At 66.2% G+C, this 16,409-nt stretch carries 10 protein-coding genes; 4 read left to right on the top strand and 6 right to left on the bottom strand.

What is annotated here, in order from left to right:
- Positions 1-93 precede the first annotated feature (93 nt).
- Complete coding sequence (gene pulA / locus PG899_RS06100) at positions 94-4,131, top strand: pullulanase-type alpha-1,6-glucosidase (RefSeq protein WP_252411086.1); 4,038 nt, start codon at positions 94-96, stop codon at positions 4,129-4,131.
- Positions 4,132-4,324: 193 nt separating this feature from the next.
- Here the strand turns inward: pulA and PG899_RS06095 are convergent, their stop codons facing one another.
- Positions 4,325-6,742: a zinc/cadmium/mercury/lead-transporting ATPase gene (locus PG899_RS06095; RefSeq protein WP_179101545.1), complete on the bottom strand. Its 2,418-nt coding sequence runs from the start codon at positions 6,740-6,742 to the stop codon at positions 4,325-4,327.
- Positions 6,743-6,959: 217 nt separating this feature from the next.
- On the opposite strand from PG899_RS06095, the gene tpx reads away from it, so the two are divergent.
- A complete protein-coding gene (gene tpx / locus PG899_RS06090; RefSeq protein WP_016349389.1) occupies positions 6,960-7,460 on the top strand; it encodes a thiol peroxidase in 501 nt (166 codons plus the stop codon).
- A gap of 62 nt (positions 7,461-7,522) precedes the next feature.
- On the opposite strand, the gene PG899_RS06085 is transcribed toward tpx, so the two are convergent.
- The gene (locus tag PG899_RS06085; RefSeq protein WP_077098236.1) at positions 7,523-8,341 is read right to left on the bottom strand and encodes a transporter substrate-binding domain-containing protein; all 819 of its coding nucleotides are present in this window, start codon (positions 8,339-8,341) and stop codon (positions 7,523-7,525) included.
- A gap of 169 nt (positions 8,342-8,510) precedes the next feature.
- On the opposite strand from PG899_RS06085, the gene PG899_RS06080 reads away from it, so the two are divergent.
- On the top strand, positions 8,511-9,731 hold the full coding sequence (locus PG899_RS06080) for a DEAD/DEAH box helicase (protein ID WP_190283851.1): 1,221 nt from the start codon (positions 8,511-8,513) through the stop codon (positions 9,729-9,731).
- A 180-nt stretch (positions 9,732-9,911) separates the two neighbouring features.
- On the top strand, positions 9,912-11,393 hold the full coding sequence (locus PG899_RS06075) for an alkaline phosphatase D family protein (RefSeq protein WP_077095876.1): 1,482 nt from the start codon (positions 9,912-9,914) through the stop codon (positions 11,391-11,393).
- Between the two features lie 73 nt (positions 11,394-11,466).
- On the opposite strand, the gene PG899_RS06070 is transcribed toward PG899_RS06075, so the two are convergent.
- From PG899_RS06070 to PG899_RS06055, 4 genes are all read right to left on the bottom strand, one after another.
- A complete protein-coding gene (locus PG899_RS06070; protein ID WP_077095877.1) occupies positions 11,467-12,255 on the bottom strand; it encodes a hypothetical protein in 789 nt (262 codons plus the stop codon).
- Entirely contained in the window at positions 12,252-13,568 is a 1,317-nt protein-coding gene (locus PG899_RS06065; RefSeq protein WP_143238966.1) for a sphingomyelin phosphodiesterase, read from the bottom strand. The genes PG899_RS06070 and PG899_RS06065 overlap by 4 nt, the downstream gene beginning before the upstream one ends.
- 208 nt (positions 13,569-13,776) lie before the next feature.
- On the bottom strand, positions 13,777-15,336 hold the full coding sequence (locus tag PG899_RS06060; RefSeq protein WP_077095878.1) for a methyl-accepting chemotaxis protein: 1,560 nt from the start codon (positions 15,334-15,336) through the stop codon (positions 13,777-13,779).
- Between the two features lie 238 nt (positions 15,337-15,574).
- Positions 15,575-16,405: a CPBP family intramembrane glutamic endopeptidase gene (locus PG899_RS06055; RefSeq protein WP_077095879.1), complete on the bottom strand. Its 831-nt coding sequence runs from the start codon at positions 16,403-16,405 to the stop codon at positions 15,575-15,577.
- Positions 16,406-16,409 lie beyond the last annotated feature (4 nt).

The following is a 16,409-nucleotide window of genomic DNA, read 5'->3' as shown; positions in this document are numbered from 1 at the left end:
GAAGAGGGATTTGGTGATCAGATCACCGTCTCAACCATAAGTTCAATTCAGGTCACTCTGATTTGGGAAACAACGCCCGGGAATTATAAAAAAATGGATATGAAAAAGACCAAAGTGGCGCTGGTAACAGCCTCACTGCTCGCGCTTTTGTCCGGCTGCAATGACAACAGCTCCTCCCCCTCCACCCCTGACCCCACGGACGGCCCCGTCGCCCGTCTGCCCAATGTGCAACCCCCTGCCGAGCAACTGGTGGCCGGGCCCGATCAGGCGGTGATCGCCCTGGTGGATACCCAGACCAGTGCGGCCCGCGGGGTCACTGGCCCCTTCGCCAACTACAGCCTGCACCTGTGGAACAACGACGCCTGCAGCGCCACCGCCGAGAGCGGCCTCAACGCAGGCTGGGATGACAAGGTCAACACCCCGGCCGCGGCTGACGGCTTCGGCCCGAGCTGGGTGGTGCCCCTCAGCAAGCTGGAAGGCTGCATCAACTTCATCGCCCGCAACGGCGATCTGGCCAACCTGACCGGCAGCGACATGAAGGTGGTCTTCAGCGATCACCCGGACCGCACCGTGGCCATCGTCGCCGGCAAGAACGAGATCTTCGGCAGCCGCGCCGAGGCCTTCACCGCCGCCTTCGGCGTGGCGGGCGCCAGTGCCCACCTGATCGACGGCAACACCCTGATCTGGCAGGGGGGCAAGGACAAGCCCCATGTGCGCCTCTATTACACCGAGTCCGGCACCATCAAGGCCAACGCGGAAGGGGTGTTCGACTTCCCCTACATCACCCTGACTCCGACCAGCCTGACCGCCGAGCAACAGGCCAAGTATCCGCATCTGAAGGATGCCGCCGCCTTCGCCCTGCCGGCTGGCAAGGATCTCAAACCGCTGCTCAAGGGTGAGCTGGTGGCCATCGGCACCGATGCCGACGGCATTCTGCAGGGGGCGACCCTGGTGCAGAGCGCCGGTGCCCTCGATGCCCTCTACAGCGAAGCGGCCACCAAGCTGACTTATGGCGCCGTGGTCGAGGGGGGCAATGTCACTTTCCGGCTGTGGGCGCCGACCGCCAAGTCGGTCAAGCTGGCGCTGTTCGACGGCCAACACAAGCCGCTCGGCGAGCGCACCATGACCCTGGACGAGGCCAGCGGCAGCTGGAGCGTGCAGGGCGGCAGCGAGCTGGTGGGCAAGTTCTACCGCTACGACATCCAGGTCTATCACCCGGTCAGCCGCAAGCTGGAATCCTATCAGGTGACCGACCCCTACTCCCTGAGCCTGGCGATGAACTCCGAGTTCAGCCAGGTGGTGGATCTCAACGATCCGGCCCTCAAGCCGGAAGGGTGGGACAGCCTGAAGGCGCCCCACAGCCAGCAGAACCCGGCCGACATCACCATCTATGAGGCCCATGTCCGCGATCTGACCGGCAACGACGACTCCACCCCGGCCGAGCACCGCGGCAAGTTCCTCGGCCTGACCGATACCGACACGGCGCCGGTCAAGCACCTGCAGGCACTGGCCAAGAGCGGCGTCAGCCACCTGCACCTGCTGCCGGTGTTCGACATCGCCACCGTCAACGAGGATCCGGCCAAGGTCGCCAACATCAGCGACGACTTCGGCAAGCTGTGCCAGGTCAACCCCGAGGTGCAGAACTCCAAGTTCGCCGGCTACTGCAGCAGCGGGCAGACCATTGAGGCCGTGCTCGGCGATCTGCAAGGAAGCGACAGCAAGGAGAACCCGCAGGTGCAGGAGCTCTACGGCTATCTGCGTGGTGTCGACTCCTTCAACTGGGGCTATGACCCCTACCACTACACCACCCCGGAAGGCTCCTACGCCACCAATGCCGAGGGCAGCCAGCGCATCCTGGAGTTCCGCGAAATGGTCAAGGCCATCAAGCAGAACATCGGCATGAACGTGGTGATGGACGTGGTCTACAACCACACCAACGAGGCGGGCCTGGGGCCCAAGTCGGTGCTCGACAAGATAGTGCCCTGGTACTATCAGCGCCTCAATCCGGAGACCGGCTCGGTGGAGAACTCCACCTGCTGCTCCAACACGGCGCCGGAACACGCCATGTTCGCCAAGCTGATGGATGACTCCCTGGTCACCTGGGCCCGCGACTACAAGATCGACGCCTTCCGCTTCGACCTGATGGGCCATCACCCGAAAGATCAGATGGTGCAGGCGCTGGCCGCGGTGAAGAAGGTCAACCCCGAGATGTACTTCTACGGCGAGGGCTGGAACTTCGGCGAGGTGCAGGATGACAAGCGCTTCGTGCAGGCGACCCAGAAACACCTGGCCGGCACCGGCATCGGCTCCTTCTCCGACCGGCTGCGGGATGCGGTGCGCGGCGGCAGTCCGTTCGACGGCGGCGACACCATTCGCAAGACCCAGGGCTTTGGCAACGGCGCCCTGGTGGATGCCAACGAGATGGATGGCGTCGATCGCGCCACTGCCCTGCATCAGGCCGATCTGGTGCGCCTCGGCATGGCCGGCAACCTCAAGGACTTCATCCTGACCGACAAGGACGGGATGCCGAAGAAGGGCTCCGACATCGACTACAACGGTCAACCGGCGGGCTATGCCCAGGATCCGACCGAAATCCAGAACTACGTCGACAAGCACGACAACCAGACCCTGTTCGACAACCTGATCTACAAGGCGCCGCAAGGGGCCGATCTGGTGCGGATGCAGGGGGTGTCGCTGGCCACCGCCATGCTGGGGCAGGGCATTCCCTTCACCCACGCCGGTGTCGAGCTGCTGCGCTCCAAATCCATGGAGCGGGACAGCTACGACTCGGGTGACTGGTACAACCGGGTCGACTACGGCTTAAATGACAATAATTTCGACAAGGGGCTGCCGCGCAAGGACAAGGATGGCGACAACTATCCGCTGATCGAGCAGGTGCTCGGCAAGCACGTCAAACCGAGCGGTGCCGACATGGCGACCATGGTGGGCTTCTATCAGGAGCTGGCCGAGCTGCGTCAATCCTCCCGTCTGCTGCGTCTGGGCAGCGGCGCCGAGGTGATCAAGCGGGTCGACTTCCGTAATACCGGCCCGGATCAGGAGCCCGGCCTCATCGTGATGACGGTGGATGACGGCGTCAATGCGGGTGCGGATCTGGATCCGGCCATCGACGGTCTGGTGGTGATGATCAACGCCACCAATGCTCCCCAGAGCGTCAGCGACTTCCGTGATGGCAACGATCAGCCCATCGACCTGACCAGCCTGCAGTTGAGCCCGGCCCACCACGGCGGCGAGAGCATCGCCCGCGATGCGGCCGTCAATGGCGGTACCCTGACCCTGGGGGCCTGGTCGGCGGCGGTGTTCGTCAAGCCGCAGAGCGGTGCCCAGGGCACTGGCCTGCCGGTCGGCAAGAAGACTGATCTGAGCACGGTACCGCCGTTTGGTGATACCGCCGTCTATCTGAAGGGGTTCCTCAATGAGTGGGGCAACACCAACCAGATGACCTTCAGCAGCAACTTCATGTACGAGTTCACCACCGAGGTGAGCAGCGACAAGCTGGGCACCACCAACGTCAAGATCGCGGATGCCAGCTGGGGTCCCCTCAACTACGGCAGCTGCAATGCGGGTGACAAGCTGGTGGTCGGCACCCCGCTGACCCTTTGCAAGGGCGGCGATACCGGCAACATCGGGCTCGATCTGGCCAAGGCGGGCAGCTACAAGTTCGTGTTTACCGCCATGAACAAGGACAAGCCCACCCTGAGCGTCAGCTTCACCGAGCCGGTGCAGAGCTGCAAGGTGCTGGACACGGTGGCGGGCAATCCGCTCGGCTACAACCTGTTCGTCAAGGGCGAGCTCTCCGGCTGGGCCGCTCAGCCCCAGTACCAGTTGAGCTACAAGGGGATGGACGGCGATCTGGCCATCTATCAGGCGGCCTTCAACTACACCGGCAGCACCGAGTTCAAGGTGGCCAACGAGGACTGGAGCAAGGAGTACCTGCTCAACGGCGGCGGCGCGGTGACGGCGGAGACGGGTTATGCCATCGGCTTCTCCCAGCCGGGCAGCGCCAACAACAGCATCACCTTGCCGCAGGGGCTGTGGAGCGTGCAGGTGAAGGTTGACCCGGCCGGCACCAAGGCCGGTACCGCGGTGATCCAGGAGTGCAGCGCCAAGTAGTCATTCCCATCGAGCCCGGGGCTGGCTCGGCACCCCAGGGTTGAATTCCACCTCGCCAAGGGTGGGATAACTCCGAGAGAGTAAGCAAAGCGCGACTGCCGACCGGCAGCCGCGCTTTTTCTTTGCTGTGGGCGAGGCAATAAAAAAGCCGCCCACTGGGGGGCGGCTGTTGGTTGTGCCGTCAACGGCCGGCTTAGCGCTTGCGCAGCAGGCGCAGGGCGTTGGCGGTGACCAGTGCGGTGGCACCGGTGTCGGCCAGCACCGCAATCCACAGGCCGGTGATGCCGAGCAGGCTGGTGACCAGGAAGATGGCCTTGAGCCCCAGTGCCAGCGCTATGTTCTGGTGGATGTTGGCCAGTGCCGCACGGGAGAGCCGGATCATGGCGGCGACCCCGCCGAGCTGGTTGTGGGTCAGCGCCGCATCGGCGGTCTCCAGCGCCACGTCGGTGCCGCCTCCCATGGCGATGCCGATGCTGGCCCGCTTCATGGCCGGCGCGTCGTTGATGCCATCGCCAATCATCGCGACTTTCTGGCTGAGGCCGAGCTTGGCGATTTCATCGACCTTGCCTTCCGGCAGCAGGCCGGCGCGCCAGCCCATGCCGAGCTCACCGGCGATGGCCTCGGCGGCGCGGGGGTTGTCGCCGGTCAGCATGATGCTCTGCAGGCCGAGCTGGTTGAGCTCTTGCAGCGCCGCAGCCGCTTCTGGCCGGATCTGGTCGCGCAGGGCTAGCAGAGCGGCCGGGGCGGCGTCAGGCTGACCGAGCACCACCACCGTCTTGCCTTGCTGCTCTAGGGTGGCGACCCGGGCCTGCATCGCGGCATCCAGGGTGGCGACCCGGCTCGGCGCCAGCAGCTGCCAGAGGGTACCGTCGATGCGACCTTCCACGCCCATGCCGGGCAGGGCACGCAGCTCCTGGGCCGCGGCGAGGCTGAGGCCCTGTTCGCTGGCCGCCGTCACCACGGCGCGAGCAAGCGGGTGGTGGGAGCCCTGCTCGATGGCTGCCGCCAGTGCCAGCAGTTCGGCCTCCGGCTGGCCATTGAGGCTCACCAGTTCGGTCAGCTGCGGCTTGCCCAGGGTCAGGGTGCCGGTCTTGTCGAAGGCCACGGTATCGATGTGGGCGAGGCGCTCCAGCGCGGCGCCCCCCTTGATGAGGGCCCCCTGTCGGGTGGCTGCCGCCAGCGCTGAGGTGACTGCCGCCGGGGTGGAGATGACCAGGGCGCAGGGGCAACCGATCAGCAGCAGCGCCAGCCCGCGATAGACCCACTCGTCCCAGCTCTGGCCGAAGGCGAGCGGTGGTACCAGCACCACCAGCAGGGCGACCAGCATCATGGCCGGGGTATACCAGCGGCTGAAGCGGTCGATGAAGCGCTCGATGGGGGCGCGCTGGGTCTCGGCCTCCTCGATGAGATGCAGGATGCGGTCGATGGCGTTGTTGCCGGGCTCGGACACCACCTCGAGGCGCAGCACCCGATCCGCCGCCAGGCTGCCGGCGGGCACCTTGTCACCCTGACGGCGCTCCACCGGGATCGATTCACCGGTCAGGGCGCTCTCGTCAAAGGCACCGAGGGCGTCGAGCAGGCGGGCATCGGCGGCCAGGCGGGCACCCGGGGCGATTTCGATGATGTCACCGGGACGCAGCTGGTCGGCAGCGACTTCTTCCCGCACTTCGCCCTCGGCAGTGGTGCGGATGCGCAGCGCCTTGTCGGGCACCAGCGCCATCAAGGCGGTCACTCCGGCTCGGGCGCGGCCGGCGGCGTAGGCCTCCAGATGTTCGCCCAGCATGAACAGCAGCAGCACCATGGCCGCTTCGGCGGTTTCGCCGAGGAACAGGGCCCCCACGGCGGCGACCGTCATCAGGGTCTCGATGGCGAAGGGGGAGCCGCTCTTGGTCAGCGCCCACGCCTTGCGGGAGATGGGCCACAGCCCCCAGAGGGTGGCCAGGGTAAACAGCGGCTGACCGATCTGGCTCGGCAGCAGGGCCGCCACCAGCATCAGTCCGGCCAGCGACAGCGGCTGCCAATACTTGGCGAGCAGGGTCTGCAGCGGGCCGCGCTCGCGGCCGGGCTCCTGCTTGCCGCTGCGCTCGCCCTTGAGCTGGAAGCCGGCGGCCAGCACGGCGGCGGTAACGGGATCGGGGGAGAGGCCGGGGGCCAGATCCACCACCAGCTTCTCGGTGGCAAACAGCACGCGGGCCTGTTGCACGCCGCTCACCCGGCTGACGGCGGTCTCTATCTTGCGGGCGCAGCTGGGGCAGTCCATCCCCAGCACCTGCCAGCTGTGGCGGCGGCTGTTCTGCTCGGGGGCGTCCAGCGGAGGTTCTGCCACGACAGCATGCTCATGGTGGTCGTGCTCCCCGTCATGGGCATGCTGGGCATGGGCGGGCGGTGGAGTGGCGCAACAACCCCCTCTGGGGGGCTCTTCCCCCTCGGGAGCGTCGCTGGCGGCATGATCCTGATGATCATGGGGGGCCTGACTCGCGCAGCAGCTGACCGGTGCGGCCTGGTCGCAGCAGTGGCTGTCGTGCTGGTGCTCGGCCTGGGGCGCAGCGCTCTTGCTGACGGCCTTGATGGGAGCGGCGGCGTGTTGATGGCTGCAGCAGGATTTGCTCATGATGAGTCCCTCTTGGATGGATCCCGCCGGTGCGAGATCTTCGATAACTGAGCCGAGTGTAAACCTTGGTGTTAAGTCCAAGGTCAAGCCCCTTTCTCCCGCTCCTCGCTGCAGGCTGCCGGCAGAGGTGATATCCCTGTGGTTGGCGGGTGTTTGTCCCCGCCCGGCGGGCCTATACTGGAGGGCCTGATCCTCCCTCGATAATCAAGGACATAACATGAGCAATTCCGTTACCCTGCAAGGCAACCCCGTCTCCGTCGCCGGTCACTTCCCGGTTGCCGGCGAGCAGGCCAAGCCGTTTTCCCTGGTGGCCAAGGATCTCTCCGACCTGACCCTGGCGAGCTTCGCCGGTCAGCGCAAGATCCTGAACATCTTCCCGAGCGTCGATACCCCGACCTGCGCCACTTCCGTGCGCAAGTTCAACGAGCAGGCCAGCGCGCTGAACAACGCCGTGGTGCTGTGCATCTCCGCCGACCTGCCGTTCGCCCAGTCCCGCTTCTGCGGCGCCGAAGGGCTGGACAAGGTAGTGACCCTCTCCACCCTGCGTGGTGCCGCCTTCCTGCAGGACTACGGCGTGGCCTTCTCCTCCGGCCCGCTGGTGGGTCTGGCTGCCCGCGCCATCGTGGTGCTGGATGAAGAGAACAAGGTGCTGCACAGCGAGCTGGTAGCCGAAGTCGCCGACGAGCCGAACTACGCTGCCGCCCTGGCCGTACTGTAAGCAGGCAGACTGACAACAATCCCGCCGGGGCATGGCCCCGGCGGGATTTTTTTATGGAACAGTCAGGGGGATTTGGTCACGTTTTTGGCGGGTAGTGGCTCCGGGTGGGGTTGCCACTCGACATAGGGGCGGTGCAGCCTTGAGTAGATCTCTGCCAGCTTGCCGGAGGCGGCGAGCCGGTCGATCGCCTCACCGAGGAAACGATCCGTTTCATCCCCGGCAGGCCCCTTGGCGATGATGAAGACATCCTCGAAATCCCCCAGGTGTTCCCGATGGACATTGGTCAGCTTGAGCTGGCGCAGCATCAGGTCGGCCTCCTCCTGGGCCCAGATGAAGGCGTCGATGCGCCCGCGCGAGAGCTTGCGCAGGGACTGCTCTATGCTCATCGACCGTTGCAGCGGAATGGGCAGAAAGCCGGGGGTCGCCTCGATCAGCAGATCCCGCTTGGTGGGTACTATGCCGTAGGCCATGTCGGGGGTGATGAGGTGGTCGGTATTGCTGTAGAGCACGTGGGTGACCTTGCCGAAGCTGCGGGTGCTGAAGCGATAGGGCAGCAGGTCGGCATCCTGCAGATTGCGGATGGCGGGCAGGCTGAAATCGGCGGTGCCGGCGATCACCCCGGCCATGGCCCGGGCGAGGGGATAGATGGTGATCCGGATGCTCACCTCGGGGTAGAGCTCATCGATGGCGCGCACCAGATCGACGAAGGGGCCGGTCTTGTCGGCGTTGATGAGCCCCGGCAGCTCGCCGAGGTGGGCGTTGAGGATGCGTACCGGTTTGGCGGCAGGGGCGGCCGCCGTGTCGGCGCGAGAGAGGCTGAGGCTGGTCAGCCCCGTCAGGCAGAGCAGCAACAACAGCAGCAGAGAGGGATGTCTGGTCATGGTCTGGTCATGTCCCCGGGGGAGGTTCCCTGAAGTGTAGTCAGGTCCGCTTTGCGCATGGCGGGCCGGGAGTGGGCCAGTGGCCGCGATGGATGGGATTTTACTTATGGTCGGCCGCTCACTAGACTTCGCCCCCACCTCCCTATTCTGTCGATAGCTGCGTAGCCCCATGACTTTTGATGAACTTGCCCTCGCCCCCGCCCTGCTGGCGACCCTGCCCGCCGACCTCAAGTGCCCGACCCGGGTGCAGCAACTGGCCATTCCCGCCGCGCTGGCGGGTCGGGATCTGCTGGCACTGGCCCGCACCGGCAGCGGCAAGACCCTGGCGTTCGGCCTGCCGCTGCTGCAGCGGCTGGACCCGGCCTGCGATCGGGTGCAGGGGCTGGTGCTGGTGCCGACCCGCGAGCTGGCGGTGCAGGTGAGCGAGGCGCTGCAGGGGCCGGCCGCCGGGCTGGGTCTGCGACTGGTGACCCTGTGCGGCGGGGTGGCGCAGGCGCTGCAACAGGCCGAACTGGCGCTGGGGCCGCAACTGCTGGTGGCGACCCCGGGGCGACTGCGGGACCTGCTGGCCCAGCAACTGCTGGGACTGAGCCAGCTGCGCCATCTGGTGCTGGACGAGGCGGATCGGCTGCTGGAGATGGGCTTCTGGCCCGACATCCAGTGGCTGCTGAATGCCATGCCGGTCGAGCGTCAGACTCTGCTGTTCTCGGCCACCCTGCCAGCCGAGCTGGATGCGCTGGCGACCGGTCTGCTGACCGAGCCGGTGCGGGTGGAGGCGGATCCCCGCAACAGCGTGGCCGACGACATCGAGGAGCGCCTCTATCTGGTCAACAAGAGCAGCAAGGTGCCGGCGCTCATCAGCCTGCTCAAGTCCCACGAGTGGCCGCAGGTGCTGGTCTTCATCAGCGCGCGGGACGACGCCGACGGGGTGGCCCGCAAGCTGGCCAAGGCGGGCATCATGGTGGCGGCGCTGCACGGCGAGAAGGAGCAGGCGGTGCGCGAGCAGGCGCTCGGCGACTTCAAGGCGGGCAAGGTACGGGTGCTGGTGGCCACCGACCTGATGGCGCGCGGCATTCACGTGGAGGCGCTGCCGCTGGTGATCAACCTGGATCTGCCCGCCAGCGCCCCCGTCTACGTGCACCGCATCGGCCGCACCGCCCGGGCCGGCCGCAGCGGGCTCGCCATCTCGCTCACCTGCCATGGCGAGGTCGACACCCTGGCGGCGATCCGCACCCTTACCGGCCGCGAGCTACCGCTGGCCGAGCTCGCCGACTTCCCGGTCACCGATCAGCCAGCCAGCGGGGAGGGCAAGCGCGCCCCCCGCGACAAGCAGGCCAATCGTCGTACCCAGGCCAAACGCAGCGCCAAACAGTTCAAGGGCAAGGGCTGAGGTCATTGCTGCCGCCTTGCTCCGTTTCGCGACAAGCAAGGTGATCACAACGTCGCACCCAGGCCAAACGCAGCGCCAAACAGTTCAAGAGCAAGGGCTGACCTGCCCTGCCCGCTTGGGCAGTACCAAAGGACGCCCGTTTCACTATGCTCCATGGGTTCAACCACGGAGGGATAGGCAATGGCGAGTCTGGTGATGGGGCCCCTGCTGGGGCTCGAAGCGGAGACGCAATACAGCATCTGTTTTTTGGCGGGGCCTGACTGCAAGGGCGCCGGGGTCAGGATCAACGGCAGCCTGCTGGCCGCCGGCAAGCAGGCGGATACCCCCAGGGGTGGCTTCTGGCGGGTCAGCTGGACGGCAACCCCGGCCGAGGCGGGTTCGAGCGTGGAGTACCAGATCCTGCTGGACGGGGAGCCCGCCCGGGATCTGGCCGGTGAGGATCGCTGGCAGTTTCATCTGCCTGGGTCGGTGGAGCGGGTGCGCATCGGGTACGCCTCCTGCAACGGTTTTTCCGACTTCAAGCTGCTCACCTCCACCCCGCAGCCCTATGTGATGTGGGACAAGCTGGCCGCCGAGCACGCCACGCACCCCTTCTCGCTGCTGCTGATGGGGGGCGATCAGGTCTATGCCGACTCCCTCTGGACCACGGTGCCCAGCCTCAAGGCCTGGAACGAGCTGGACATGGCGGAGAAGGTCAAACGCAAGGCCACTCGCACCATGGAGGAGCAGCTCGATCGCTTCTACTGCGATCTCTATTGCAAGCAGTGGGGGCGGCCCGAGGTGGCGCGCCTGCTGGCCCGGATCCCGAGCGCCATGATGTGGGATGACCACGACATCTTCGATGGCTGGGGCAGCTATCCCGAGTCGCCGGACAATCTGCAGGGCTGCGACGTCTATCGGGTCATCTATGCCGCCGCGTCCCGCTATTTCCGGCTGTTCCAGCTGCGCTCCATTGCCAACGTCTCCCTGCTGGATCCGGTCAAGCTGGGCCACCACTCCTGGCGGCTGAGTTTTCGGGGTTACCAGATCCTGGCGCTGGACAACCGGGCCAATCGGACCCGCGCTCAGGTGATGAGCCCGTCCCAGTGGGATCAGATCAACGACGCGCTGGCCGCCTGCGACGCGGGCCACCTGCTGGTGTTGGCGGGGGTGCCCGTGGTCTATCGCGACTTCTCCTTCACCGAGGCGGCGCTGGATGCCACCCCCTGGGAGGAGGAGCTGACCGACGATCTCAAGGATCACTGGCGGGCCAAGGATCATCAGGGGGAGCGGGCCCGGCTCATCATGCGGCTGCTGGACAATGCCAAGAGCCGGCGTGGCTGCAAGACCCTGATCCTCTCCGGTGACGTGCACGTGGGCTGCCTTGGCGTCATTCAGGACAAGCGTGAAGGGGTCACCAATGTGCACCAGCTGGTCTCCTCCGGTATCGTCCACCCCTGTCCCACCCAGTTCCAGTGGATGGGGATCCTCGCTATGACCAACGACGATGCCGAATACCTCGACGAGAACCGGCTGATCCGCGCCGAGCTTATCAAGCCGTTCGGCTCCCCCGTCTACCTGCGTACCCGCAACTTCGCCACCCTGCTGATGGGCACCGACAACAAGCTGTGGGCCAACTGGCATTGCGAGAACGGGCTGGCGGCCAGCTATCCGCTGGCCTGATGGCTGTGAAATTCGAAGGGCCCTGACGGGCCCTTTTTCTTGTGAGGATCAGATGCCCCAGGCCGTTGCCTGCTCAGGGCTGATCCGGCGTCTGGGCGAAGAAGTCGCGCCGAAACTGGCCGAGTACCGCCTCCCTGTGCTGCTGCCAGCTTGCCTCGTCCATGTTGCCCCGGCTGGCCGCCAGCTGCTGCTCCAGCTCGGTCAGCTGCTGCTGGTAGTGGCTGCGCTGCGCCAGCTGCTGTTGTCGGCTGGCGGCAAACTGCACGGTCGCTTCGGCCTGCCCGGCCGGCAGGAAGTGGCGAGCCAGGGTCGCCAGTTCCTCGTCCCCCCACAGCTGGCGCGCCTGCTGCAAGCGGGCAGCCGGGTTGAACAGCTCAGTCGCCAGATCCGGATGATCCGCCGCCCACTCATCCTGCAAGCGGGTGAGGGCGGCCAGTCGCTCGGCCAGCGGCAGTTGCTCGTGCTCCTGCGCCAGCTGCTCGAGTGCCAGGGCGTAGCGCCCCTGCAGCCGAAACAGGCTCTCCCCCTCGCTCAGCCATTGGGCCTCTATCGCCTCCAGATTGGCCAGCCGCTCGGCCAGCGGCTGCTCGCTGTCGCTCACCTCGCTGGCGAGCTGCCGGTTCATCTCGTCCGGCAGCTCGCGCCAGCTGGCAGGCGCAGGCGCTGGGCCGGCTGGCACGGTGGTAGCGGCAACCGGGCCGCTAGCGCGGGCCTGTGCCGGCTGTGTCTGCGGCGACGCTGCGGCGGCTGGCTGAGCGAGCTGGCCGGTGTGTGCCGGCCGCGTTGGCGCCTCCTGCCAGCTTAGGTTGAGCAGCAACAAGGCCAGCACTGCCAGTGCCAGCAAGCCGTAGCGGCGCTTCATCGGCTGATCTCTCCCTTGACCGGGAAGTGATCGGAGAGGTTGCTGGCGGGCCAGAGGCTGCCATCGCTGCTGCGCGGGATCCAGACGCTGTTGAGGTTGTGGCGCACGGCGCCGTATTCCCGGCTCACCACCAGATAGTCGAGGTACTCCACGTTGGCACCGCCGGAGAGCGGACCGCCGGCATAGGGGTTGATCCTGGGATCGAAGGTGGCCTCGGTGTAGCCGCCATAACCCGGCTCGTCGGCGTTGAGGTTGGCCAGCATGCCGGCGTAGTCGTCGGCAAACTTGCGCTTGTTGACGTTGAAGTCGCCGCCGTAGATGACGGTGTCGCTGGCGGGGATCTTCAGGCTGGCGGCCAGGGTGCGGATCTGGCCGAACTGGATCTGGCGCAGCCGGCGCGCCTCGTCGGTGTCGAAGCTGGCGGTGTGGGTGGCGAACAGGTGCCAGGCCTTGCCCCCCTTGATCACCTCCGCATACATCACCCCCTTGTCGGCGAAGCAGTCGGTGCCGGTGCACTGGGGATAGACCAGCTGGGCCTCGCGCACTATGGGGTAGCGGCTGACGATCACCACGCCGCCGTCGTGGATGTTGACCCCCGGCTTGTCGAGCACCCTGGTCTGGTACGGGTACTCCTTGGCCAGTGCCTGCAGGAAGCCCTCGCGACGGCCATCGAACACCTCCTGCAACAGCAGGGCGTCATAGCCCTTGAGGTACTCGGGCAGCAGCGCCAGCCGCTCGCCGATGCTGGCGGCGATCACCGGCAGCGCCCAGACGTTGTAGCTGGCCACCTTCAACCTGGCTTCGTCAGCTTCGGGCTGCTCCACCTGCCTGGGCGGAGTCAGCATGTAGTGCAGATCGTCGTAGCGGCCGGTGAACTTGGCGGCAAAGGCCAGCTCCTGCGGCCCGCTCAGGCGGTGGATGGCGCGATCGCTCTGCCAGCCGGAGTTGTCTGCCGGCGTCTCGCCGCCGTGTTGCAGGGTGCTGTTCCACCAGGTGCCCTCCATCTTCTGGTTGAGGCGATAGGTGTCGCCGCTGGGAGTGGTGACCCGGGTTTCGAACAGATAGCTCTTGCCCGCCTTCACCCCCTCGTAGCGGTTGAAGCTGAGCACCATGGCGCTCTCCCAGGGGCCCAGCTCGGTTCTGTGCTGAAGCCACTGGCTGCCAGCCTGCAGCTGGCCGGAGCCGCTCTGGCGGATCTCCAGCTGGACCGGATCCGGGCTGTTGTTGGTGAGGTAGACGTCGGTGTCGGCCAGCGCCTGCAGCGGAAACTGGCTGGCCAGCAGCAGGGCGGCATAACTGAGGGGTTTGTGCATCATGAAGTCCTTCTGGTCGAGGCACGCTGGAAAGTGACTGTTATGGCGGGCACAGAGGTCATTTCATTTACATTTTTGTTACAAATAAATGAAAGGCCCCATATGGGGAGGTGTTAACCCATGGGGTTGGCAACGGCCAAAGGGACGGGGGAGGTCAGGACAAACGAGGTGAAGCGGGCGTGCCGGGCGGCACGCCCCTGCAAGGCGGTCAGTGCTGGAACTGGTTGATCAGGCGGGAGAGGGCATGCAGCCGCTCCACCAGCAGGGTGATGCCGTCGAGGGCCTGGCGGCTGTTGTCGGCGGTGTGGCTGGCCAGCTGATGGATCTGGTGGATGCCCTTGTCCAGGGTGCTGGTGACATCCGCCTGCTGGCTGACGGCCTGGGCAATCTCGTCGCTGGTATGGGTGACCCGGGCCAGCATACGGTTGATCTGGTTGAGCACCTCGGCGGTGGTCCCCACGTGCTGCTGGCAGCGGTCCGAGGTCTGGGCGCCCTGGCTCATGCCGTCGGCCAGCTGACGGGTCGTCTGCTGCAGCGCCTGGATCATCTCGTTGATCTCGCCGGTGGAGCTGCGGGTCTTCTGGGCCAGCGCCCGGATCTCGTCGGCCACCACCGCAAAACCGCGCCCCTGCTCGCCGGCCCGCGCCGCCTCGATGGCCGCGTTGAGGGAGAGCAGGTTGGTCTGATCGGCGATCTGGCTGATCACCTCCAGGATCCCGCTGATCTTCTGGCTGTCGCCGGTCAGCCTGGCCAGCACGGCGTGGTTGGCATCGAGCTCGTGATGGAGCTGATCGACAGAGGACTGGGTGGTGGCCAGCGCCCGCAACCCCTCGGCGGAGACCTGCTGCACCTCGCCCACCAGTTCGCTGGCCTGATGGGCGTTGCTCGCCACGTCGCGAATGGAGTGGCTGAGCTCGGTGATGGCGGCGGCCAGCTGCTCGCTCTGGGCCCGTTGCTGCTGCAGGTGGATGTCGATGGTCTGGATATTACCCCTGTCATCCTCGGCGGCCTGCAGGATCTGCTGGTTGGTATCGGCGCTGCGCCCCACCACCGCCTTGAGCTCGGCCCGCTTCATGCGAAGCGCCAGCTCCAGGGCCGCCAGGGTGTCCCGCCGCCTGGTGTAGAGCACCTGGCAAAGCGGGGTGCCCATCTCTTCGCCGGCAGTGCGGGCCAGCCGGTTGAGCCGCTGCTGCAGGCGCCAGCCGTGCAGCATCTGGGCCAGCAGGGCCAGTGCGCCTGGCGCCCCCCACAGCGGATTGCCGCTGATGATGGCCGCCAGCAGGGTGAGCAGGGCGCCGCCTGACAGCAGCAGGGTGAGCAGACCGGGTTCGAGGGCGAGCCGGCTCAGCCAGGGCAGCGCCTTGCCGGCCCGGATGCGGGCGTAGAGCTGCTCCGCCCAGGCGATGTCGTGTTCGCTCGGGCGGGTGCGCACCGACTGGTACTCGATGATCTGTCGCTGTTCGTTGAGGATGGGGGTGACATAGGCGTTGACCCAGTAGAACTTGCCGCTCTTGGCGCGGTTCTTCACCAGCCCCATCCAGCTTTTGCCCTGGCGCAGCCGCTGCCACATGTCGGCAAAGGCGGCCTTGGGCATGTCGGGGTGGCGTACCAGATTGTGGGGCACCCCCTCCATTTCGGCGGGGTGATAACCGGCCACATCACAGAAGTGCTGGTTGGCGTAGGTGATGTGGCTGGCGGGGTCGGTCGTCGAGATCAGTGACAGGTGGTCGGGGAAACGTATCTCCCCCTCCCGTTGGGTTGTGGTCATGAGTGCATCCTGATTGAGCCAAGTAACTGATAGATTTGTTTTTATTTTTTGTGATTGTTACCGGCCCATTCTAGGGGGCGGCAAGCGCGCTATCTTGGCTTGGGTCAATTAATCGCCACTCTCGCTTAGCTAAATAGTGCAAATGAAAGGTGCATCTGCGCAGGCGGATGGCAAAGGAGTGGGCGGCATGCTCCAAGGGGGGCAGAGGTTGCAGGCGCCCCGCAGGGGGCGCCCGGGATCAGCGGCTGGCCAGCGGGTAGGTAAAGAGGGCAAGGTGGGCGAAGTTGAACAGGAAGTGGATCGCGATGGCGACGCTAAGGCGCCCGCTCAGCAGGAACGCCAGGCCATAGCAGGCCCCCGCCAGCGCGGCGAACAGCACCAGCAGCGGGCCGCCGGCCAGATGGGCGGCGCCGAACAGCAGGCTCGCCACCAGCACCCCAAGCCAGCGCCGGCTGTGTGCGGCGATCCCCTGCTGCAGGAAGCCGCGAAACAGCGCCTCTTCCGCCACGCAGGTGAACAGCAGGTTGTTGAGGGCAAACAGCCACCACCAGTTGGGCAGGCCCACCTCGGGCTTGAGGGCCCCCAGCTGCCAGGCGGCGACTAGCAGGGCCGCCAGCGGCACCAGCAGCAGTGCCAGTCTGCGCCACTGAACGGCGCCGCCCGGGCCCAGCAGGGCGGGCCAGGCCAGCAGCAGGCCGAAGAAGACCAGCGGCTTGTCCAGGTTGAGGTACATGTTGAACGGCACGCTGGCGGGGCCGGCCTGCACCTGATCCAGCACCTTCAGGTTGGTGAAGCCGGGGATGAGGTGCAGCATCAGCGCCACCGCCCACAGCAGCACGGCGCCCAGGGCGACGGCGCGCCAGGGCTGGGGCAGGGAGGGAGTGCGCCAGGCCAGCAGCAGGCCCGCCGCGCTGGCCAGCAGGGCGATGGGGCTCAGGTGGCCGAGGCCGAGGGCCGCCAGCAGGGCAACGGCCAGCATGATGAAGCCGGGCAGCCGTTGCCGGGCCAGACAGAGCAAGACGGCCAGCGCCAGTGCTCCCCAGATGAGTGAATCAGGTAGAGGTAACATTGAG

The organism is Aeromonas sp. QDB39 (assembly GCF_027707585.1).
Taxonomy (GTDB): Bacteria; Pseudomonadota; Gammaproteobacteria; order Enterobacterales; family Aeromonadaceae; genus Aeromonas; species Aeromonas hydrophila.
The sequence above is the reverse complement of the archived record's forward strand: the minus strand, read 5'-3'. Positions and strand labels throughout refer to the sequence as shown.